Source organism: Priestia filamentosa (assembly GCF_900177535.1).
In the GTDB taxonomy this organism is placed as follows: Bacteria; Bacillota; Bacilli; order Bacillales; family Bacillaceae_H; genus Bacillus_I; species Bacillus_I filamentosa.
In genome coordinates this window covers 1-22,231 of sequence record NZ_FXAJ01000016.1, presented here as the reverse complement: position 1 = coordinate 22,231, position 22,231 = coordinate 1, and the positions used below count along the sequence as shown (strand labels likewise).

Genomic DNA, 22,231 nt, shown 5'->3' with positions numbered 1-22,231 from the left:
TTGGAGAACCCTTTTTCTATTATCTTGCTCGCAAACACATAAATTTTATTCTTGTATAATCAATAAGTTCGTGGTATTCTATTTGTGTAAACGGTTACATAAACTTAGAGGAGGGGAGCAAATGGCAACAATTCGAGATGTAGCGAAAGTAGCAGGTGTATCAGTTGCTACCGTATCTCGTGTTCTAAATGAAAATGGATATGTCCATGAAGATACAAGAAAACGAGTGGAAACTGCCATGGAAGAGCTCAATTATAGCCCCAATGAAGTAGCCCGCTCCCTTTATAAAAAGAAGTCAAAGCTGATTGGCTTATTGCTGCCAGACATTACAAACCCATTCTTCCCACAACTAGCACGAGGGGTAGAAGATGAAATACAAAAAGAAGGGTTTCGCTTATTGTTTGGAAATAGCGATGAACAGCCTGAAAAAGAACTCGATTATATTCATACATTTGTTCAAAATAACGTAGTTGGTATTATTTCAGCTACAAATGATAGAAGTGATACAAATTATAAAGATTTATCAATTCCAGTTGTGTTTCTAGATCAAACGTCGAAAGACTATCCATCAGTTTATGGAGATGGAAGAGAAGGCGGTAGAACAGCAGCCAAGGAAATGGTAAAACGAGGGAGCAAACGAATAACTATACTAAAAGGCCCAGCTCATATCCAGCCTGCTCAAGATCGATTTCAAGGAGCGCTAGAATACTTGAGTGAATCAAATGTTGATTTTTATGTGATGGGAACAACATCCTTTGCTTTTGAAGAAGCTAAAAAATGGGCAAAAGAATTGTTTGAAACATACCCAGATACAGACGGAGTCCTCGCAAGTAATGATATTGTGGCAACAGCAGTTTTACATGAAGCCCTTCGTCTTGGGAAGTCTATTCCGAAAGAGGTTCAAATCATTGGGTTTGATGATATTCCGCAGAGCAGCCTGCTTTTTCCGTCTCTATCAACAATGAGACAACCTGCTTATGAAATGGGCAAAGAAGCTGCTTGTCTCTTAATCAAGTTAATGAGGAAAGAATATGTTGAGCAAAATCATGTTGAAATGCCTGTGACATTTATTGAACGAGAAACGACAAGAGAGGTTGAGGTAAATGAGTGAAATTGTAGTTATTGGAAGTTCATCAATGGACTTAGTTGTAACATCTGCAATACGGCCAGGGGCTGGAGAGACCGTTCTTGGAGAATCATTTAAAACAGTACCAGGGGGAAAAGGGGCAAACCAAGCGGTTGCAGCTGCTCGATTAGGAGCAAACGTAAAGATGATTGGCTGTGTAGGAGATGATCACTACGGAAAAGAAATCCTAGTTAACTTTAAAGAAAATCATGTTAATGTAACCAATGTGAAACCGGTTACAGGTGTGGGAAGCGGAACGGCTCATATTGTATTAGCAGAAGGTGATAATAGCATTGTTTTTGTCAAGGGAGCTAATGATTATATTACACCTGAATATGTGAAGAGTGTGATTGATGACATTAAGAAAGCTAAAATTGTTCTCATTCAACAAGAAATTCCAGAAGAAACAGTAGAATATGTGAGTGACATTTGTGAGGAGTATAATATCCCACTTCTCCTTAATCCAGCGCCAGCTCGCCCGCTTTCTCAAGACGTGATTAACCGCGCCACATATATTACGCCAAATGAACATGAAGCAGCAGTGTTATTTAACAATTTAAGTATAGAAGAAGCATTAAAAAAATATCCAAACAAATTATTTATTACAGAAGGAAAGCAAGGGGCTCGTTACTATGACGGAGAGAAAGAAATCCTTGTTTCATCCTATACTGTAGACGCTGTTGATACGACAGGGGCAGGAGATACATTCAATGCAGCACTAGCTGTAGCCTTAGTAGAAGGAAAAAACATTGAAGAAAGTTTACAATTTGCTAATCGTGCTGCATCCTTATCTGTTACAAAGTTTGGAGCACAAGGTGGTATGCCAACGCGAGAAGAAGTGGAGGGAGCGCTATGAAACGAAAAGGAATATTAAATAGCCATATCTCAAAAGTGCTCGCAGATCTAGGACATACAGACCTCATCGCTATTGCCGATGCAGGTCTTCCCATTCCAGATCATGTACCTCGTATTGATCTAGCTCTTACATTAGGTGTGCCAAGCTACAGAGATGTGGTGAATGCGGTTACGGATGATATGGTCGTTGAAAAAGTGACAATTGCAAGTGAGATGAGTACTCAAAACCAGGATGTTATGCAGTATATGCAAGAGAGGTTCACTAACACGGATATTCAAGAAGTTTCTCATGAAGAGTTCAAACATTTAACAAACAACGTCAAAGCCGTTATTCGAACAGGTGAAGTTACTCCATATGCTAACTGTATTTTACAAGCAGGTGTAATCTTCTAGAAAGAGGTGAGCGTTATGCATATTAAAATGAATGGAATTCATAAAGCATTTGGAACAAACCAAGTGTTGTCAGGAGTAGATTTCGAATTGAAAGAAGGTGAAGTTCACGCTTTGATGGGTGAGAACGGAGCTGGAAAATCGACAATGATGAACATCTTAACGGGTCTTCATAAACGTGATCAAGGAACCATTTTCATTGATGGAAAAGAGACATATTTTAAGAGTCCAAAAGAAGCAGAGCAGTATGGTATTGCGTTTATTCATCAAGAGTTAAATGTTTGGCCAGATATGACTGTACTCGATAACTTATTTATTGGAAAAGAGCTGAAAACACCGCTTGGGTTTTTAAAGATGAAAGAAATGAAATCGCTATCAAAAAAGCAGTTTGAAAAACTTTCGGTTACAATTCCACTGGAGCAAGAAGCAGGGCTTTGTTCAGTTGGTCAGCAGCAAATGATTGAAATTGCTAAAGCACTAATGACAAATGCAAAAGTCATTATCATGGATGAGCCAACTGCTGCATTAACAGAACGTGAGATTCAGAAACTTTTTGAAGTAATCAATGCTCTTAGAAAAGAGGGAGTTTCCATTGTCTATATTTCGCACCGGATGGAAGAGATTTTCACCATTTGTGATCGCATTACAGTAATGCGAGATGGTAAAACCGTTGATACGAAGGCAATTAGGGAAACGAACTTTGATGAGGTTGTCCAGAAGATGGTTGGACGCGAATTAACTGATCGTTTTCCAGAACGAGCACCAACGCTTGGTGAAAAGGTGTTAGAAGTTCGCAATGCTACGAGAAATGGAGCTTTTCAAAAGGTAAGTTTTTCTGTGAAAGCAGGCGAAATCGTTGGAGTATCAGGGTTGATGGGAGCAGGCCGAACCGAGATTATGCGAGCCTTGTTTGGATTAGATAAATTAGACGATGGCGAGATATTAGTGAATGGTCAGAAAGTATCGATTAAAAACCCATATGAAGCCGTCAAACTAGGAATTGGATTTATTACTGAAGACCGTAAAACAGAAGGGCTTATTTTAGATTTTTCGATTCGGGATAACATGGCGTTGCCGAACTTAAAAAGCTTTTCTAAAAAAGGGCTCATTGATGATAAGACAGAGAGTGAATTTGTCGACCTATTAATTAAGCGCTTACAAATCAAAACAGAATCAGGAAAAACAAGTGCGAAAAACCTTTCTGGTGGAAACCAGCAAAAAGTAGTTATTGCTAAATGGGTTGGTATCGGTCCAAAAGTGTTAATTTTAGATGAGCCAACGCGAGGAGTCGACGTTGGCGCGAAACGTGAAATTTACCAGTTAATGAATGAACTAACAGACAGAGGTGTTGCCATTATTATGGTCTCATCTGAGCTTCCTGAAGTACTTGGCATGAGCGATCGTATCCTCGTTGTTCATGAAGGTAGAATTACAGGAGAATTAATGAAGGAAGAAGCAACACAAGAAAAAATCATGACATTTGCAACAGGAGGGAATTAACATGAAAACAGCTATAAACAAAGTAAATCATGTTGATAATTTACTGCAAAAGCTTGGACCATTACTCGGATTTATTATTTTAGTTGCTATCGTGTCAATTTTAAATCCAAGCTTTTTAGAACCACTGAATCTATTAAATTTACTGCGTCAAGTTGCGATTAATGCGCTTATTGCCTTTGGAATGACATTTGTTATTTTAACGGGTGGGATTGATTTGTCAGTAGGATCAATTTTGGCTCTATCTAGTGCGCTAATTGCTGGAATGATTGTATCAGGTATTGACCCGATTTTAGCTATTTTAATTGGATGTATCTTAGGTGCAGTCATGGGGGCGATTAATGGTCTTCTTATTACAAAAGGAAAAATGGCGCCATTTATCGCAACGCTTGCAACAATGACAATTTTCCGTGGTTTAACGCTTGTCTATACAGATGGAAACCCAATTACAGGTCTTGGCGAAAACTATGCCTTTCAACTATTTGGACGTGGTTATTTCTTAGGTATTCCAGTTCCTGCAATTACAATGATTATTTCATTTGCAGTGCTGTGGGTGATTTTACACAAAACATCATTTGGCCGTAAAACATATGCCATTGGTGGAAATGAAAAAGCAGCTCTTATTTCAGGCATTAAAGTACCACGAGTAAAAGTGATGATTTATGCGCTAGCAGGACTTTTATCGGCACTAGCGGGAGCGATTTTAACATCTCGTTTAAACTCAGCGCAGCCAACAGCAGGAACTTCTTATGAGTTAGATGCGATTGCGGCTGTTGTATTAGGTGGAACAAGTTTATCTGGTGGACGTGGTTTAATTGTTGGAACATTGATTGGTGCTTTAATTATTGGAACGTTAAATAATGGTTTGAACTTATTAGGTGTATCATCATTCTTCCAAATGGTTGTAAAAGGTGTTGTTATCTTGATTGCGGTGTTAATTGATCGTAAAAAATCAGCATAGGAGGGGTTCTCATTGAAAAAGGTCTTACTTGTACTCATGTCGTTTTCACTTCTTATTCTAGCGGCTTGTTCATTAGAGCCTCCAGAATGGGCAAAACCAAAGAAAAAAGGAAATTTAGAAGATATTAAAATTGGCTTATCGGTTTCTACGTTAAATAACCCGTTCTTTGTTTCATTAAAAAATGGAGTTGTAAAAGAAGCGAAAAAGCAAGGAATGGACGTTGTGATTGTTGACGCACAGAACGATTCAGCTAAGCAAGTTAACGATGTTGAAGATTTACTACAACAAGGTGTTGATGTTTTACTAATTAACCCAACAGATTCAGCAGCTATTTCAACAGCCGTTCAATCAGCTAATAATATTGGCATTCCTGTTGTTACATTAGATCGTTCAGCAGATAAAGGAAAGGTCGAAACGTTAGTTGCTTCTGACAATGTAAAGGGTGGCGAAATGGCAGCTGATTACATTGTTGAAAAGTTAGGTGAAGGAGCTAAAGTAGCTGAACTTGAAGGAACTCCAGGAGCATCTGCAACACGTGAACGAGGCAAAGGATTTCACAATATAGCAGATCAAAAACTTGACGTTGCGGCAAAACAGTCTGCGGATTTTGATCGTACAAAAGGTTTGAATGTAATGGAGAACTTACTGCAAGGAAACTCAGATATTAAAGCAGTATTCGCTCATAATGATGAAATGGCATTAGGAGCTATCCAAGCAATTAACAGCTCAGGGCGAGATGTTCTTGTTGTTGGATTTGACGGAAATGAAGATGCCGTTAATGCTGTAAAAGAAGGGAAATTAGCAGCAACTGTAGCACAGCAACCAGAATTAATTGGTGAGCTAGCTGTTAAAGCTGCAAGTGATGTTCTAAAAGGCAAGAAAGTTGAAAAGAATATTGCAGCACCGTTAAAGTTAATGACGAAGAAATAATGAAAAAGCATCATGCGCCCTTTAGGGGAGTATGATGCTTTTAAAATTGTACAAACGTTAGAAGTTAAAATATAATAATATTGACAATAAATATTTTACAGGGGAACTCATACGAGTTGAGAAGGTAAAAACCTGACCCTTTGAACCTGAGAGTTAATACTCGCGTAGGGAGTAAAAGTATACAGTTTGTACATGAAGAATGTTCAGCCCTTTTACTTTTGCCGAGTGAAAGGGCTTTTTTGTATTCACTCTCTCTTTCAAGTTTATTGTAAATATAGGATTGAAAGGAATTTATTCGATGAAAAACTTTAAAGGAATTGCATTAGTAACAGGAGCAAGTAGAGGATTAGGATCTGAAATTGCAAGAACGTTCGTAGAAAATGGATACGGCGTTATTGTGAATTATTATCAGAACAAAGAAAGGGCCGAAATGTTAGTAGATGAGTTAGGGAAAGAAAATGCAATCGCACTTTATGCTGATATTACAAATAAACGTGATGTTGAAGAGTTAGTGAACCAAACGATTCAGCATTATGGATGTATTAATATCATTATTAATAATGCTCTGGTAAATTTTAGATTTGATCCAAATGCACAGGAACCTGTCCATGAGTTAAGCTGGGGGAAATATGTAGAACAGTTTGAAGGGTCTGTTCATGGAGCATTGAATACTATTCAAGCAGCTTTACCATATTTGAAAGAAACAGATAATGCGAGAGTCGTAAATATTGGTACAAATTTATTTCAGAGTCCTATTGTTCCTTATCATCAATATACAACAGGAAAAGCAGCTCTAGTTGGATTTACGAGAAACATGGCAAAAGAGCTTGGACAATATGGTATTACGGTCAATATGGTATCAGGTGGTCTTTTACAAACAACAGATGCTAGTGCCCTTACAACAGAGGAAGTGTTCAACATTGTCGCAAGTAATTCTGCTTTAAATCGTGTCACTACCCCAAAAGACGTAGCTGAAACAGTGGTATTTTTAGGGTCTGACAGAGCTAAAGGAATTACAGGACAAAATATTGTAGTTGATAGTGGTTTAACAATGAACTAAAGATGCATTTCATAAAGGGAACGGAATATACTATTAAAATGGCGTATAGGATATTTTATAAACATATGAAAGGAATGAAGAGAAATGTATTATTCTCCTTATATGTATTCCTATCCTTATTACGTACAGTATCCAGTATTTCAGGCAGCGTATAGGTTTAATCCATATGAAGTTTATTCCCATTGGTACACCAGAGAAAAAATTGAGTTAAAAGATTACGGAAGACAGCCGTTTGTGGTGAATATTAAGGAAGCCACTAAGCAAAATAAAACGTTCCGTACAGCCTTATGGACAGGACGTCATCTGCAAGTTACATTGATGAGTATTAAACAAGGAGAAGACATTGGGCTTGAAACTCATCCGAAAACAGATCAATTTTTAAGAGTTGAAGAGGGTCAAGGACTTGTTCAGATGGGAAAAACAAAAAACAACTTATCTTTTCGAGAAAGAGTTTCTGATGATGACGCCATTATGGTACCTGCGGGGACATGGCATAATGTTACAAATACGGGGGATAGGCCATTGAAGATTTACGCTATTTATGCGCCTCCTGAACATCCGTTTGGTACGGTGCATCGCACGAAAAGAGAGGCAGAGGCTGCTGAACGAAAAAATGAATTAGTGTAATTTGCATCTATAAATATATATTTATAGGAAAGATAGAGAGAAATATGGAAGAAGGCTGTTTCTTTATTAGAGAAACAGCCTTTTTTTATATGGAGTTTAAAATTAACAGACTTTTTTAAAAAATATAGACAACAAAAATGATTACCTGTATACTTGTATTGTAAGTTAGTTGTAATACAAGCATACAGGTTGGTGTTCTTATAAAATATTTGATATAGGAATTGCAGAATAAAATGTAGCTGAAATTGCAGTAGGACTTGTAACAAGTAAAATTTATTTTGTAAGCACTTACAAAATGTTTAATTTACATCGAATAACAGAGCAGATTAGAAAGGAAGTTTATTATCAGCATTACAGTCGATAATAGCATCGAAACAACAAAAGAAATGCTGTAGTAATACAAACACAACTAAATAATAAAGGAAGGGGAGAAGAGAATGCTTAGTTTAATTGAAAGCGCTTAATTGGGGATAGTTGATGCCAGAGGGATAAGGTAGCAAGGTTAAAAAAGGCCAAAAAAGCCCAAAAGGGGGATTTATCTTGAATCAGGTTGATTTAGAACGTTCTACCACAAGGAAAGTAACACTTCGACTAATTCCATTTCTATTCCTATGTTTTATTATTGCAATATTAGATAGAGTAAATATTGGGTTTGCTGCACTACAAATGAACGAAGATCTTGGGTTTTCCAATGCTGTCTTTGGTTTAGGAGCAGGAATTTTCTTTATTGGCTATTTTCTATTAGAAGTTCCAGGAAGCGCTATGATGACAAAGATTGGGGCAAGAAAATGGATTAGCCGCATTATGGTAACATGGGCGATTATTGCTGTTTTCATGGCATTTGTCCAAACTCCTACGCAGTTTTATATTGCTCGTTTTCTTTTAGGGGTGGCGGAAGCTAGTTTCTATCCTTGTATGGTTTATTATTTGAGCGGTTTCTTCCAAACAAAACATCATGCCAAGGCTATTGCAGGATTTATGCTTGCTATTCCAGGAGCAAATGCTATAGGTTCGCCTCTCTCTACGTTTCTATTAGGAATTGACTGGTTTGGTTTAGCAGGGTGGCAATGGCTATTTATTTTAGAGGCTATTCCAGCATTAATTTTAGGTATTATTTGTTACTTTTATCTCGATGACAGGCTTGAAGACGTAAACTGGTTAAATCATGGGGAAAAGGAATGGCTAATGAGTGTGATTGCAAAAGAAAGACAGGAAAAGGAAGAAGTGAAGCATTATACTTTTGCCCAAGCTTTAAAAGATCGGGATGTATTGATCTTATCAATTGGATACTTCTGTTGGATGGTCGGCTATTACGGCATTAATATGTTTCTCCCTACCATTTCTCAAGGTCTAGCAGAAGCAACATCCCTAAGTACACAAGGTATGGGGTGGGTACTAGGGTTGATGTATACTATTGCAATGTTCGTAATGATTATGGTTGGTAATCACTCTGATAAAAAGAATGAAAGACGTTGGCATGTGGCGGTTTGTTTAACGACTAGTGCAGTGGCTATGATTGCGAGTAGCTATGTAGCAAGCACAAGCATTGTCTTATCATTTATCTTTTTAACTATTGCTTTATGTGGAGCATTTGGAGCATACTCTCCATTTTGGGCTATTCCTCCTTCATTTCTAACAGGAGCAGCTGCAGGAGGAGCAATTGCGCTCATTAACAGTGTGGGAAATCTTGGTGGTTTCTTTGGTCCTTATATCGTTGGGTATATTAAAGATGTTACAGGCTCTTTTAATACAAGTATGATTTTTCTAGGAGTTAGTTTAGTAATTGGAGCAGCGATTATTCTATTTTTAGTAAAGCAATCAGGTAAGGCGGTTAGTCATAAAGTGGAGGAAGATATTGAACAATCTGATTTAAAGAATTCTATCAATACATGATTATTAAGAGTCTTTGTTGGCTTATTTTATAAAAGAGTGTAACGTTCTTCATACAAAAAGGATGCACATAAGGTGCATCCTTTTTGCTAGCTCAAAGAACGAGCCCAGATCTTCAAACTTTTCTTCGAGGAACGGTTTACACTTTCCAGTACCGCTCAAAAAGGTTTTTCATATGAGAAGTCATCGTTTCAACAGCTTTCTTCTCATTACGATTTTCAATTGCCTCAATAAGCATTTTGTGCTCCTTAAAATTCACTTCTCGATAATCTGGACGAGTTACTGTACGATCGCGAATAAATTGCCACATTTCTTGTTTTTTCATCGCGTTACTAATATCCGCCATGAAAGTAATAAACAGATCATTGTGAGAAGCTTTTGCGATCCCTTTATGTAGTTTCTCATCTGTTTCAGGCACATAAATTCCTTGTTTTGTTTCTTCTTCCATCATATCAATGGTTTTTCTTAAATCTTCGATATCTTCAGCAGTAGCTCTCATTGCTGCAAATTTAACAATAAGAGGTTCAATGGTCATTCTTGCTTCCACAATATCCTCAGGAGATACATTTTCTAAAAGAGAAGAAGATTGAGAAGTGCCCGTTGTAATTGTTGTGTTTTTTACAAAAACCCCTTCACCTTGTCTTGAATAAATAATTCCATTCATTTCAAGTGCACTTAATGCTTGTCTTACAGGTGCACGACTAACACCGAAGTTTGCGCACAGCTCTCGTTCAGAAGGCAGTTTATCTCCAACTTTGAATGTACCCAGTTCGATTTGTGAAAGAATTTGATCATAAATTTGGATATATAATTTCTTGTTTGATACAGGATTAAAACTGATAAAAATCACTTCTCTCACTATAGATTCATCGTTACCAAAACGTAGTTTTATTATATACTTTTCTGTTTTGAAGGGCAAAAAATTCTCTATTTCATAAGTCTGTTGGCTTGCTTTTGCTATAACAAATGTGCTGAGATTCATACTTAATACTCTATATAAAGTTGACTGTTGTAAAAATTAAGATTATTATTCAGTTTTATACCTTAGTAGGTAAGTGCACAAATGGGTGAAGAAGAGAGAATGGTAACTTTGATTTTTCATATTTGTAATACAGTTATTGATTATTTGGAGAATGAAAAAGTTCATTATCTTTATACAGTATGCAAGTGTAAAACGTGTCTTGGATAGGATGAAGAAAATCATAACTAGTTTCTTGTTCTGATTTGAAAAGGTTTACAAACCAGAAGGATTACCTTTATTATTAGTGTATAAGTTAAAGGGATAATTAAATCATTAAAACAGATAAAGCCCTGTACAAGTAGGAGTGAAAATCATGAAAATCGTCATTGCCTCTGATCACGGAGGGATAAACATCCGCAAAGAAATCGTTTCTTTGCTTGAAGAAATGAAGGTAGAATATGAAGATATAGGATGCTCATGTGATACATCTGTTGATTATCCAGACTATGCTCTTCCAGTTGCAGAAAAGGTGTCAAATGGAGATGCAGACAGAGGGATCCTAATTTGTGGGACAGGTATTGGAATGAGTATTGCAGCGAACAAAGTAGAAGGGATTCGCTGTGCTCTTGTTCATGATACATTTAGTGCAAGAGCAACAAGAGAGCATAACGATTCAAACGTGCTTGCGATGGGAGAGCGAGTTATTGGTCCAGGACTTGCACGTGATATTGTTAAAATTTGGTTGGGAACACCTTTTGAAGGTGGAAGACATAAAGTACGAGTTGATAAAATTAGTAACATAGAGAAGGAATATAGTTCGAACTAAAAAAACCCCTGTTCCTTAAATAAGGAATGGGGCTTTTTTAGTTGATTATCTTTGTGAAACACGATATCCATGATTCTCTGCTTCGCTTGTTGAGCAAAACATTTCTTCTGCAATTGTTCGGTCGTAATAAGCACCGCCTGGCATATGATAAATCTTTTCTCCAGAGCTTGAAATATTTCCTTTAATAGTACAAGAACCTGTTTCTTTTGCAGGCTCTGGCGTATTTTGCGTTGAAGAGGTAGTGTTGGTAGATCCCTTTTCTGATGATTGAGATGAAGATTGATCAGAAGAATATGTACTTCCAACAACCGTATCATTATATCCCTTATCTGTTACATAGTTTTCATATTGCCAGATGCCTAGTTTAGCGACTTTTGCTTTTTGTTCAAGGGCTTTAAACTCATCAAGATAGCGGGTATTTGGCGGGAAAACGGCCACACGAGCTAAGCCTTTTTCAATAAGCGTTTTATTGAACATTTTTCCATCTACATAGATATATGCTAAAAGGCGACCATACTGATCACGTTCTTGAACACCAGGTTCAATTTCAATTTTTTTATTTGAAAGCATCTTTTTCGTAAAAGAGGATGCTTCAGGTCCTACGGGTTGAACTGGTTTGGAAGGGTGAACTGTTTCTGGTGTATCAACAAGAATTAGGCGAACTTTTTCTTCTTTTCCATTCACGGTTGCTCTTAACGTATCTCCATCAACTACGCGCGTAACAGTTGCTTGAAGACGAGAAGATGCGGTTTCCGATTCTTTTTCCGTGTCTTCATCTTTCTTCTCCGTACTTTTATCAGCATTTGATGAAGATGAAGCGTTTGAGCTGCTTTCCTCTGTGGTAGTTGAGGAAGTTGAAGTCGAATCGGATGATGTACCACAGCCAGTTAAAGCTACAAAAAGGCTAAGCATCAAAACAACACAAAGCAAATAATGTTTTTTCAAAAAGAATCCTCCTTTATTCTCCTTACAGTATAGAAAAAAGAAGGCGTAAATATCACCTTCTTTATAACTACGATTATTAATATTACTGCTAATTTTTGTATAAGTAAATGGTTTTAAAGTTATTTTATTCTAGAAGAGAAGAATCAAACCGGCAGCAGCAGGTGTAGCAAAAATTGCGGTTTTTAAAAGGGATTTTGGAGCTAGATTTGTGAATTTGGCTCCAATATAGGCACCAGACATTGTACCAATTAGCACTTTTAGAAGGAGAAGAAAATCAACATATCCTTCTGTAATATAGCCAAGACCGCCGCCAAGTGAAATTGGAATAATAACGAGCATTGTTGTTCCAACAGATTGGCGAACAGATAAATTTAATAACATAAGAAGGCCAAGCTGAATAAAGGGAGCTGAGCCAATTCCAAATGTTCCAGACATAATGCCTGTTATAATTCCAAGAATAATACTCTTTATCCAAAGTTCAGCATTACCCATTAATTTTTGGTTTGCTGTATCTTTTAATAAAAACAGTTTTACTAAAATGAGAATAGCAGATAAGAAAAGCATACTAGCAGTAAGGTAATGTAGGAAATCTGCAGGAATGAGAGCAGCAAACTTAGCTCCAATAAAGGACCCGATTGCAGCAAAAATCCCAACAATAAGACCAATCTTTAAATGAATATTTTTCTCTTGAAAATGACTATAAGCTCCTGATAGGCTAGTAAAAGACATTGCAGCAAGAGAGGTACCAAGTGCTGTATGAATATCAATACTAAAGACAACGGTTAAAAGAGCAATTACGAACCCAGCACCTCCAGCTCCAATGAAGCCAAGGAGAGCTCCAAGCACGAGCATGGTAAAAATAATAAGCATGTTGTATATCCTCCTAATGAAATAATTAAAAGAACAGAGGAGGAAAAAAGTAAAGTTGATAATTCCTGACCGTTCCTCTTATACTTTTATAGTCGACTGAATCTTGTCGACCAATAATCATTTTACAAAACGAATCTTATTTATACAAGAAGAGAAAAAGAAAAGAGGGATAAAGTGAGTGACTTTAAAGTTCAAAAGCCATTACCATATTATGAGCAATTTTATAATCAAATAAAAAAATTGATTTTTACAGGGAAGTTTAAACCAGGACAGCGTATTGTAGAAACTCAGCTTGCAAAAGAGTTTAATGTAAGTAAAAGTCCGATTCGAGAAGCGATTCGTCTTTTAGAAAAGGAAGGGCTTGTGCATGTTGATGAAAAATCGAGAGTTATGGTCTACAATCCAACAGTACGGGATGTAGAAGAGATTTACTTTTGTCGTATGGCTCTTGAATCATTTGCGACAAAGTTAGCAACTGAAAAAGCAAGTGAGGAAGAAATCTCTCAATTAGAACACATCTTGAAGGAGACAGAAGAAGCAGCCGTAAAAGAGAATTGTCAAGATGAGCTGATTCACCTTAATGAATCTTTTCATTATATGATTGTTGAATATACAAAGAATGCTCGTTTAAAGAAACAGATTGATGAGCTTAATTCTCTCGTCCACTTTTGTCGTATTTTAAACTTTCGAGGAGAAGAACGAACAAGCATTATTTTAAGTCAGCACTACGATATTTTTGAGAAAATGAAAAATCGGGACAATGAAGGGGCTTCTGCCTCAATGGTACAGCACCTTGAACACGATTTGGCTCATTTAAAAGAAGTATTAGCAGAACAAGATTATAGTTAATGTTAAAAGACTCTTTCTCAAGATGGAAAGAGTCTTTTTTATTACAAAGTCCTAATAAAAAGCAGGAAAACTAGAGTGGTGTCGGACGTTTAAATAGTAAAATAAGCGTAAATAATATAAGATGATAGAAAATAAAGTAAGTTTTGAAAATTATAAAACAAAAGGATTTCATTGATAATTATATGTAAAAAATAGCAAAAATTAAAAAAAGAAAGAAACGAACATGATAGACTAGTAAATAGGTAAATATTTGGAGGTTAGGTGATGATACAAGCGCAGTTTGTTCAAAGAAAAGCGGAAGAAATTATAAATAGTATTGAAACGATTCTAGTTGGAAAAAGAGATGTTGTAATGCTTAGTTTGGTTGCTCTTCTTTCTAAAGGTCATGTTCTTCTTGAAGATGTTCCAGGGGTTGGAAAAACAAAAATGATGAAAGCATTAGCAGCATCAATTGGAGCAGATTTCAAAAGAATTCAATTTACTCCAGACCTTCTTCCATCAGACGTGTTAGGGGCCTCCATTTACAATCAACGTGAGAACGAATTTGAATATAGACAAGGTCCAATTATGGCTCAGTTTGTGCTAGCTGACGAGATCAATAGAACATCTCCCAAAACCCAATCGGCTCTTTTAGAAGCAATGGAAGAAGGATTTATTACAGTTGATGGAGTAACGCGTCCTTTGCCAGAACCTTTCTTTGTAATGGCAACACAAAACCCCGTTGATTTTGAAGGAACATATCGTCTTCCTGAAGCTCAGCTTGATCGATTTCTACTTAAAATTAAGATGGGATATCCAACGCCAGAGCAAGAAATGAATATTTTAAAAACATCGCTCACATCCCATACAAGCATTAATTTACCTTCTATTATTACAATGGATGAACTAAAAGAACTGCAAAAGGAAGTTCAGTTTGTTCATGCAAGTGATTTAGTGAAAAGATATATTGTAAGCATTGTAAATAAAACAAGAAACCATCCGTTCATTCAATTAGGTGTAAGCCCTCGTGGTTCTATTGCTCTTTTAAAAGCCGCTCAAGCATTTGCGTTACTTCAAGGAAGGGATTATGTCATTCCAGATGATGTCCAACTTCTTGTTCCATCCATTTTGTCTCACCGAATTACTGTTAATGCACAAGGAAGCTTTGAACGTAAAGATGCCGCAGACGTTCTTCAAGAACTTTTGCATGAGACATCTGTACCTGTAATTGGATAGGAGAGGTGTGCTTTGAAGATTTTGAAAACGATTCGTGAACATTATATAACTCAGCTTTTCACAGTAATTTTTATGGTAGGATTTCTTTTTTCGTATGCGATGTTTCAAGGTGGGTTTGTAAGTTGGTTTTTGCTTTATAGCTTTTCTCCTATTCTGCTTTATAGCTTTCTTTTGCTTTTGTATCCGGTAAAGAAAGTGAAAGTGAAGAGAAGTCTTGAAAAAACATCCTATTTTTACGGAGAAACAGTGAAGTTTTCCATAGAAATTGAGCTCAAGAGATTCTTTCCAATCGCATTTCTCATTGTGGAAGAGAAATGCCCTCAAGGATTAGAGGGAGAAACAAATAAGCTAAGAAAGATCTATTCGCCATTTTTTAAGCGTCATATCATATTTCACTATGAAATCCCGAAGGCTAGAAGAGGGGAACATGAGTTAACAGAACTTACGATTAAAGCAAGTGATTTATTTGGTCTTGTTTTTAAAAAAGGAAGAATTAAAACTGAAGATTCTTTTATTGTGTTGCCAAATGTTCTAGATGTTCAGCCGTTTATTCAAAGCTATAAAGAACAAGAAGGGGAAAAGCTAAGTCTTCACAAAGGAAATCAGTCAAATATTGTTTCGGGAGTGCGAAATTACATTGCAGGGGATAAGTTTTCGCAAATTCACTGGAAAGCCTCCGCTCGTGTTCAAGGACTTGTTTCAAAAGAATTTGAACCAAGAATAGAGGAAGATGAAGGGATTGGACTTTTAGTAGATTTACGAAATGACAACTACTTTGAACAGCGAATGTCGCTTGCAGCTTCCTTTATGTATTGGATGGCTACAAATGATCAAAAATTTCAAATTCTCCTTATTGGACGAAAGGGATACAGTGGAAAAGTAGAAAGTCTTGCTGAAATGAAGCAGGTTCTCTATTATTTAGCAACTGTCAAAAGCGAAGAAGACTACCCATTTTGGGAGCGAGCTCCACATGAACTTCAGAGGTGGAGTCGAATGAGAGAATTACTCGTTTTTCCAAGTGAGCAAGGAATAAGAGAAGCTGCAATGCTGGAAAAAGCACCAGCAGCAAAACTCCATATGATTATTCCGAACGAGGGAGTGCAGCGTAGTGCCCTGAAGTCCTCTTCGTTTGTTTTACATGAAGTAAATATGGATGCTTTTGAAAATGGAATAATTGAGGTGAATCGACAGTGGGGTAACAGCGCGTAACAAAATGAATGTTTTTACACAGCTTCTTTTATATTTTGGCTCATTTTTTCTCTTATGGGAATGGTTAAAACCACTCGAAACCGTTACGAATACAGGAGGCATTCATTATTTTCTAGCCTTCATCATCTTGAACTTTCTGCTAGCGATCTTTGTGCCGTCTCTTCTTATTAAGTGGACAGTCAAACTTGTTTATATGTATTGGAGCCTTTATCAAATGTTTGGAGAAGGAGGAATTGCTGACTTTTCCCTGCTTTCTATCTTGATTGAAAATCTTTCAAACGATTTTGCGAGTTCTTCATGGATGGATGTTTATAATTTAACAACTTTATCAAGAACAGTTCTGTTTTTTCTCATACTATGGGTAATGTGTTACGTTATCTACTATTGGGTGATTTTACAAAAAAGCATCTTCTTTTTCTTACTCTTAACGCTTATATACGTTACAATTCTTGATACTTTTTCACCGTATGAGGCCTTTGTGCCAATCATTCGTATCGTATTTATTGGTCTATTTTTACTGAGCTTTTTGCATTTTGAACGCTTAAAAGAAATCACAGAGAATAGAAGAATAAGTCGGAAGATGACGGTGTTATCCCTAATCATTATTATGATTTCTATGACCGCAGCATATATTGCGCCAAAACCTTCTCCAAAGTGGCCTGATCCTGTACCATATCTCCAAGGATATGCAGAAGGGGTATACAATGGTGACTCAGGAAGCGGTCAAAAGAAAGTTGGGTTTGGAGAAGATGATTCGGAATTAGGGGGAGGATTCTCAGGAGATGATACGCTTGTCTTTACAGCAGCTACAACTCAAGATAACTACTGGAAAATCGAAACAAAGAACACCTATACAGGAAAAGGATGGGTTGCTAGTGAAGATGAGACGAATAAATATGAGCTTGATAATTTAAAAGGCATTTTTCAGTACAATAAAGAAACGGTGCCAAATGAAAAAGCAGAAGCAGAGCTTACGTTTGCTAATCCTTCTTCACTAATTATGTATCCAGCTTCTTTTAATACAATTAGCAGTAATCCTGAGAGCGACTTTTTAGTTCAATCAGTTGAAAAAGAGCGTATTATTTCAGAACAAGGAGAAGTGAATTCTCTTCAATATACGTATGATGATCCTGAGTATAAAGTAGAAATATTACGAGGCCTTGGAAGTGAGAAGGATGAAAAAGAAGATAATCCTTTATTTCAGCAAACATATACACAGTTGCCTGAAAACGTACCACAGCGTGTACGAGATTTAGCTGTTGAGATTACAGGTGATCAAACTAATCGTTATGATAAAGCAAAAGCTATTGAATACTACTTTTCAGAAAATCCGTATGTGTATGATACAGAAGATATTGCGGTACCGAAAGAAAATGAAGATTATGTTGATCAGTTTCTGTTTGAAACGAAAAGAGGATACTGTGACAATTTCTCTACCTCAATGGTTGTGTTACTTCGCTCTGTTGATATTCCAGCTCGTTGGGTGAAAGGATATACACAAGGGTCTTATGTGGAGACAAAGGGAGACAAAGATATTTATGAGGTGACAGAGAACAATGCTCACTCATGGGTTGAAGTTTATTTTCCAACGCTTGGTTGGGTTCCATTTGAGCCAACAAAAAGTTTTAGTAATCCGTATGATTTCACATACGACCTAGAAGAAAATGAAAATGCAGCAGTAGAAGAAAGTGATGATACAAGAGCAACTCCAGCAGCTGCACAACCGGTTCAAGAAGAAGAAAAAAGCACTGCAAAGGAAACGAAAGAGAGTGGAAATAGCTTGTTATCATCTGTTAGTATAGATAAAATTTGGATAATCCTTCTTTTCTTGATTGCTCTAATTGGAGTTCTCCTTTATGTAACAAGACAGAAATGGATGCCAACATTTTTAATTAGAATGTACCGCCCAAAAGACGATAAAGCATCTTTCAATAAAGCGTACAAATCTCTTTTAAAACAGTGGCAGCGTAAAGGGGTAGAAAGGGAAAAAGGACAAACTCTTCGTCAGTTTGCTGCAGAAGTTGATGAAAGAATTGGAACAAAAGAGATGAGCAAACTAACGTTTTATTATGAAGAAATGGTTTATAGGGAACAGTATAAAAGAGAAGATTCAACAGTAATAATTGAATTGTGGGAAAATTTAATTAAAAAGGCAAGTTCTTGACCGTCTTATCGCACATTGATAGAATAATGTCAATTGATACAGTAGACAAGCTTAACGTATAGACGAACATGTTCCGCTTTGCTCTGTTGCATCGTTTGAAAAGAACGGTTGTCCTTCATATATACTCGATAATATGGATCGAGAGTCTCTACCGGAACACCTTAAACGTTCTGACTATGAAGGCAGAAGATTTAGATTGAGGTTTTCTCAAGCTAGAATTCTGCCTTTATTTTTTTATGAAGGTAAGAGTTCTAGCTTTTTATTTTTATTCTGTTTTTATGTTAGGTACAACTGTGTGACAAATTTACTGAAGAGGTGAACGTTGTGGAAGGCATGATTCTTGTTTTAGACTTTGGGAGCCAATACAATCAGCTAATTACTCGTCGAATTCGCGAGTTTGGTGTGTATAGTGAGCTTCATCCTCATACAATTACTCCTGAGGAAATTAGAGAAATGAATCCAAAAGGAATCATTTTATCAGGTGGACCAAACAGTGTGTATGGAGAAAACGCATTCCGCTGTGATCCAGAAATTTTTGAACTAGGCATTCCAGTGCTAGGTATTTGCTATGGAATGCAACTTATGACTCATCATTATGGTGGAAAAGTAGAAGGAGCAAAACATCGTGAGTACGGAAAAGCATCTATCCAAACTCAAAATGAGTCTCTTTTATTTAAAGACTTACCAGATGAGCAAATCGTTTGGATGAGCCACAGCGACCTTGTGGTTGAAACTCCTCCAGGATTTGATATTGATGCAATTAGCCCAGCTTGCCCGATTGCTTCTATTAGCAACAAAGATAAAAATCTTTATGCAGTACAATTCCATCCAGAAGTGCGTCATTCTGTATACGGAAATGAACTATTAAAGAACTTCGTGTTTGAAATTTGTCACTGTGAAGATAACTGGTCAATGGAGAATTTTATCGAGATTGAACTCGAAAAAATTCGTGAACAAGTCGGCGATCGCAAAGTTCTTTGTGCACTTAGCGGTGGCGTAGATTCTTCTGTTGTTGCTGTTCTTATTCATAAAGCAATTGGTGATCAGCTTACATGTATCTTTGTTGATCATGGTCTTCTTCGTAAAGGTGAAGCAGAAGGCGTTATGAAAACATTCAGCGAAGGTTTTAATATGAATGTTATTAAGGTTGATGCAAAAGAGCGCTTTATGAGTAAACTAGAAGGCGTTTCAGATCCAGAGAAAAAGCGTAAAATTATTGGTAACGAGTTCATTTATGTTTTCGATGATGAAGCAGCTAAACTAGAAGGTATGGATTTCCTTGCTCAAGGAACTCTTTATACAGATATTATTGAGAGTGGTACAGCAACTGCTCAAACAATTAAATCACATCATAACGTAGGTGGTCTTCCAGAAGACATGCAATTTACGCTTATTGAACCATTAAACGCGTTATTCAAAGACGAAGTACGTGCACTTGGTACTGAGCTTGGTATTCCAGACGACATCGTTTGGCGTCAACCATTCCCAGGTCCTGGCCTAGGAATCCGTGTACTTGGAGCAATTACTGAAGAGAAGCTAGAAATTGTTCGTGAATCAGATGCAATCTTACGTGAAGAAGTAAGTAATGCTGGATTAGAACGTGATATCTGGCAATACTTCACAGTTCTTCCTGATATTCGCAGCGTAGGAGTTATGGGAGATGCACGTACGTATGACTATACAATTGGTATTCGTGCGGTAACATCTATTGATGGTATGACATCTGACTGGGCTCGTATTCCATGGGATGTACTTGAGAAAATCTCAACGCGTATTGTTAATGAAGTATCACACATTAACCGCGTTGTGTACGATATTACAAGTAAGCCCCCTGCAACAATTGAGTGGGAATAAGATTAAAAAAATGTAAAAGCGAACGAAAACGAACATTCTTTATAAGAATGTTCGTTTTTTTATTGCGCTTTATTTAAAACCCTGCTAAACTAACTAAGGATAATAAAATAATGTTCTCTTTCCATCGTATAATTTGGGGAATATGGCCCAAAAGTTTCTACCGAGCTACCGTAAATGGCTTGACTACGAGGTGCAACAAAACAAGGGGAAAACCTCTGTCAATTTTGTTGTTCTTTGCGTCAGCTTTAAGTACTTTCGGTATAGGAAGTGCTTTTTTTGTTTTTTAAAGACGCTATATCTAGGAGGAAAATATATAATGAAGAAGTATTTTGAGTTTGATAAGCTTCAAACTACGTTTCGAACAGAGACATTAGCAGGTTTTACAACGTTCTTGTCTATGGCTTATATTTTATTTGTAAACCCAAGTATTTTATCATTAGCAGATACAAAAGGACTTCCAGATTCAATGCATATGGATCAAGGAGCAATCTTTACAGCAACAGCTTTAGCTGCTGCATTTGGTTCGATTATGATGGGGATTTTAGCAAAATACCCAATCGCACTAGCACCAGGGATGGGGCTTAACGCATTCTTTGCTTATTCAGTTGTTCTTGGTATGGGTGTTCCATGGGAGACGGCTCTTGCAGGTGTTTTTGCTTCAGGGCTTATCTTTATTTGCTTAACTGTTGGTGGAATACGAGAAAAGATAATTAATGCAATTCCAATTGAGCTAAAATATGCAGTTGGAGCAGGGATTGGACTCTATATTACGTTTATCGGGATGAAAAATGCGGAAATCATTGTAGCAAGTGAAAGTACATTTGTTGCTCTAGGAGATTTAGCAAAAGGATCAACGCTTTTAGCTGTATTTGGACTAATTGTTACGATTATTCTATTAGTATTGAGAGTTAATGGTGGAATTTTTATCGGGATGATCGTTACTGCTATTGTTGGGATGCTTACAGGATTAATTAATACCCCAACAAGTATAATTGCTCCAATTCCAAGCATTGAGCCAACATTTGGAGTAGCAATTTCTCACTTTGGCGATGTTTTTAACTTAGATATGCTTGTTGTAATTTTAACGTTTTTATTTGTCGCTTTCTTTGATACAACAGGTACACTTGTTGCGGTAGCAACACAAGCGGGACTTATGAAAGATAATAAGCTTCCAAGAGCAGGAAAAGCATTGTTAGCAGATTCAACAGCAGCTGCTGCTGGAGCTTTATTTGGAACATCAACAACAACAGCTTACATCGAATCAACAGCAGGAGTTGCGGCAGGAGGACGAAGTGGATTTACATCGGTAGTAACAGGGCTATTCTTCCTAGTAGCATTATTTTTCTCACCTTTACTAACTGTTGTTACTTCAGCTGTAACAGCACCTGCATTAATTGTTGTAGGCGTTCTTATGGTAGCAAGTCTTCGTCTTATTAAGTGGGATGAATTTGAAACAGCTGTACCAGCCTTCTTTACATTAATTATGATGCCATTAACGTATAGTATTGCAACAGGAATTGCGATTGGCTTTATCTTTTATCCTATTACAATGTTGTTTAAAGGAAGAGGAAAAGAAGTGCATCCAGTGATGTACGGATTGTTTGTTATCTTCCTGCTATACTTTATTTTTCTTGAATAGAACAGTAATGTCGAGAAAGCCTTCTTTATTAAAAGAAGGCTTTTTTGTATCTAATCTAAAAGTTTTGTGAATGAAGGGAAAGAGAAGGGGCTTATTTTATAGGAGAAAAATATGAAAAAAGGTATTGACCATTAAAAATGCTCGTGGTATATTATTAAACGTTGCTGCAAAACAAACAGTAACTTTAAAAAAAGAAATAAAAAAAGTTGTTGACACCAAGTTTTAATGGTGATAACATAGTAAGAGTCGCTAACAACGGCACAGGAAAGATTGACCTTTGAAAACTGAACAAAATACGTCAACGTTAATTCTATTTTATTTTTAAAACAACGTTTCTTATTAGAAACAAAAAGCTATGGACAT

The 22,231-nt window shown here is 36.8% G+C and carries 20 protein-coding genes and 3 riboswitches; of the genes, 17 read left to right on the top strand and 3 right to left on the bottom strand.

Annotated features, from left to right (window positions below):
- Positions 1–121 precede the first annotated feature (121 nt).
- From B9N79_RS24910 to B9N79_RS24870, 9 genes are all read left to right on the top strand, one after another.
- Positions 122–1,111, top strand: coding sequence for a LacI family DNA-binding transcriptional regulator (locus B9N79_RS24910; protein ID WP_046218567.1), 990 nt, complete (start codon positions 122–124; stop codon positions 1,109–1,111).
- On the top strand, positions 1,104–1,982 hold the full coding sequence (gene rbsK / locus B9N79_RS24905; protein WP_048896677.1) for a ribokinase: 879 nt from the start codon (positions 1,104–1,106) through the stop codon (positions 1,980–1,982). Before B9N79_RS24910 ends, rbsK begins: the two co-directional genes overlap by 8 nt.
- A complete protein-coding gene (gene rbsD / locus B9N79_RS24900) occupies positions 1,979–2,374 on the top strand; it encodes a D-ribose pyranase (RefSeq protein ID WP_019390652.1) in 396 nt (131 codons plus the stop codon). The genes rbsK and rbsD overlap by 4 nt, the downstream gene beginning before the upstream one ends.
- A gap of 15 nt (positions 2,375–2,389) precedes the next feature.
- Positions 2,390–3,871, top strand: a complete 1,482-nt coding sequence (locus B9N79_RS24895; RefSeq protein WP_040058556.1) for a sugar ABC transporter ATP-binding protein — start codon at positions 2,390–2,392, stop codon at positions 3,869–3,871.
- Between the two features lies 1 nt (position 3,872).
- On the top strand, positions 3,873–4,829 hold the full coding sequence (gene rbsC / locus B9N79_RS24890; protein WP_019390650.1) for a ribose ABC transporter permease RbsC: 957 nt from the start codon (positions 3,873–3,875) through the stop codon (positions 4,827–4,829).
- Positions 4,830–4,865: 36 nt separating this feature from the next.
- Complete coding sequence (gene rbsB / locus B9N79_RS24885; RefSeq protein WP_372450211.1) at positions 4,866–5,759, top strand: ribose ABC transporter substrate-binding protein RbsB; 894 nt, start codon at positions 4,866–4,868, stop codon at positions 5,757–5,759.
- Between the two features lie 89 nt (positions 5,760–5,848).
- A riboswitch (TPP riboswitch) is annotated at positions 5,849–5,947 on the top strand.
- 110 nt (positions 5,948–6,057) lie between these two features.
- Positions 6,058–6,819: a 3-oxoacyl-ACP reductase gene (locus B9N79_RS24880; protein WP_046218570.1), complete on the top strand. Its 762-nt coding sequence runs from the start codon at positions 6,058–6,060 to the stop codon at positions 6,817–6,819.
- Between the two features lie 84 nt (positions 6,820–6,903).
- Entirely contained in the window at positions 6,904–7,446 is a 543-nt protein-coding gene (locus B9N79_RS24875; RefSeq protein ID WP_040058553.1) for a cupin domain-containing protein, read from the top strand.
- Between the two features lie 540 nt (positions 7,447–7,986).
- A complete protein-coding gene (locus B9N79_RS24870; RefSeq protein WP_046218571.1) occupies positions 7,987–9,339 on the top strand; it encodes an MFS transporter in 1,353 nt (450 codons plus the stop codon).
- 136 nt (positions 9,340–9,475) lie between these two features.
- Here B9N79_RS24870 and B9N79_RS24865 read toward each other — a convergent pair whose 3' ends face one another.
- The gene (locus B9N79_RS24865) at positions 9,476–10,186 is read right to left on the bottom strand and encodes a FadR/GntR family transcriptional regulator (protein ID WP_026009438.1); all 711 of its coding nucleotides are present in this window, start codon (positions 10,184–10,186) and stop codon (positions 9,476–9,478) included.
- Between the two features lie 213 nt (positions 10,187–10,399).
- Between B9N79_RS24865 and B9N79_RS26995 the strand changes: the two genes are divergently transcribed.
- A complete protein-coding gene (locus tag B9N79_RS26995; RefSeq protein WP_108745543.1) occupies positions 10,400–10,525 on the top strand; it encodes a GapA-binding peptide SR1P in 126 nt (41 codons plus the stop codon).
- A 145-nt stretch (positions 10,526–10,670) separates the two neighbouring features.
- Positions 10,671–11,123 carry a ribose 5-phosphate isomerase B gene (gene rpiB / locus B9N79_RS24860; RefSeq protein ID WP_046218572.1) on the top strand — a complete coding sequence of 151 codons (453 nt, stop codon included), beginning with the start codon at positions 10,671–10,673 and terminating at the stop codon, positions 11,121–11,123.
- A 45-nt stretch (positions 11,124–11,168) separates the two neighbouring features.
- On the opposite strand, the gene B9N79_RS24855 is transcribed toward rpiB, so the two are convergent.
- Together B9N79_RS24855 and B9N79_RS24850 are read right to left on the bottom strand one after the other, a co-directional pair.
- Positions 11,169–12,068, bottom strand: a complete 900-nt coding sequence (locus B9N79_RS24855) for a thermonuclease family protein (protein ID WP_048896678.1) — start codon at positions 12,066–12,068, stop codon at positions 11,169–11,171.
- A 129-nt stretch (positions 12,069–12,197) separates the two neighbouring features.
- Positions 12,198–12,938, bottom strand: coding sequence for a sulfite exporter TauE/SafE family protein (locus B9N79_RS24850; protein ID WP_040058550.1), 741 nt, complete (start codon positions 12,936–12,938; stop codon positions 12,198–12,200).
- 174 nt (positions 12,939–13,112) lie between these two features.
- On the opposite strand from B9N79_RS24850, the gene B9N79_RS24845 reads away from it, so the two are divergent.
- The 6 genes from B9N79_RS24845 to B9N79_RS24820 all read left to right on the top strand — a co-directional run bounded on the left by B9N79_RS24845 (position 13,113) and on the right by B9N79_RS24820 (position 21,868).
- Complete coding sequence (locus tag B9N79_RS24845) at positions 13,113–13,787, top strand: GntR family transcriptional regulator (RefSeq protein ID WP_040058549.1); 675 nt, start codon at positions 13,113–13,115, stop codon at positions 13,785–13,787.
- A 264-nt stretch (positions 13,788–14,051) separates the two neighbouring features.
- The gene (locus B9N79_RS24840) at positions 14,052–15,002 is read left to right on the top strand and encodes an AAA family ATPase (RefSeq protein ID WP_019390639.1); all 951 of its coding nucleotides are present in this window, start codon (positions 14,052–14,054) and stop codon (positions 15,000–15,002) included.
- Positions 15,003–15,014: 12 nt separating this feature from the next.
- On the top strand, positions 15,015–16,211 hold the full coding sequence (locus B9N79_RS24835; RefSeq protein ID WP_040058548.1) for a DUF58 domain-containing protein: 1,197 nt from the start codon (positions 15,015–15,017) through the stop codon (positions 16,209–16,211).
- A 4-nt stretch (positions 16,212–16,215) separates the two neighbouring features.
- Positions 16,216–18,375: a transglutaminase TgpA family protein gene (locus tag B9N79_RS24830; RefSeq protein ID WP_046218573.1), complete on the top strand. Its 2,160-nt coding sequence runs from the start codon at positions 16,216–16,218 to the stop codon at positions 18,373–18,375.
- A gap of 95 nt (positions 18,376–18,470) precedes the next feature.
- Positions 18,471–18,572: riboswitch (purine riboswitch) on the top strand.
- A gap of 136 nt (positions 18,573–18,708) precedes the next feature.
- Positions 18,709–20,229, top strand: coding sequence for a glutamine-hydrolyzing GMP synthase (guaA, locus tag B9N79_RS24825; RefSeq protein ID WP_040058573.1), 1,521 nt, complete (start codon positions 18,709–18,711; stop codon positions 20,227–20,229).
- 104 nt (positions 20,230–20,333) lie between these two features.
- Positions 20,334–20,435: riboswitch (purine riboswitch) on the top strand.
- 110 nt (positions 20,436–20,545) lie between these two features.
- The gene (locus B9N79_RS24820; RefSeq protein WP_019390635.1) at positions 20,546–21,868 is read left to right on the top strand and encodes an NCS2 family permease; all 1,323 of its coding nucleotides are present in this window, start codon (positions 20,546–20,548) and stop codon (positions 21,866–21,868) included.
- Positions 21,869–22,231: the final 363 nt, after the last annotated feature.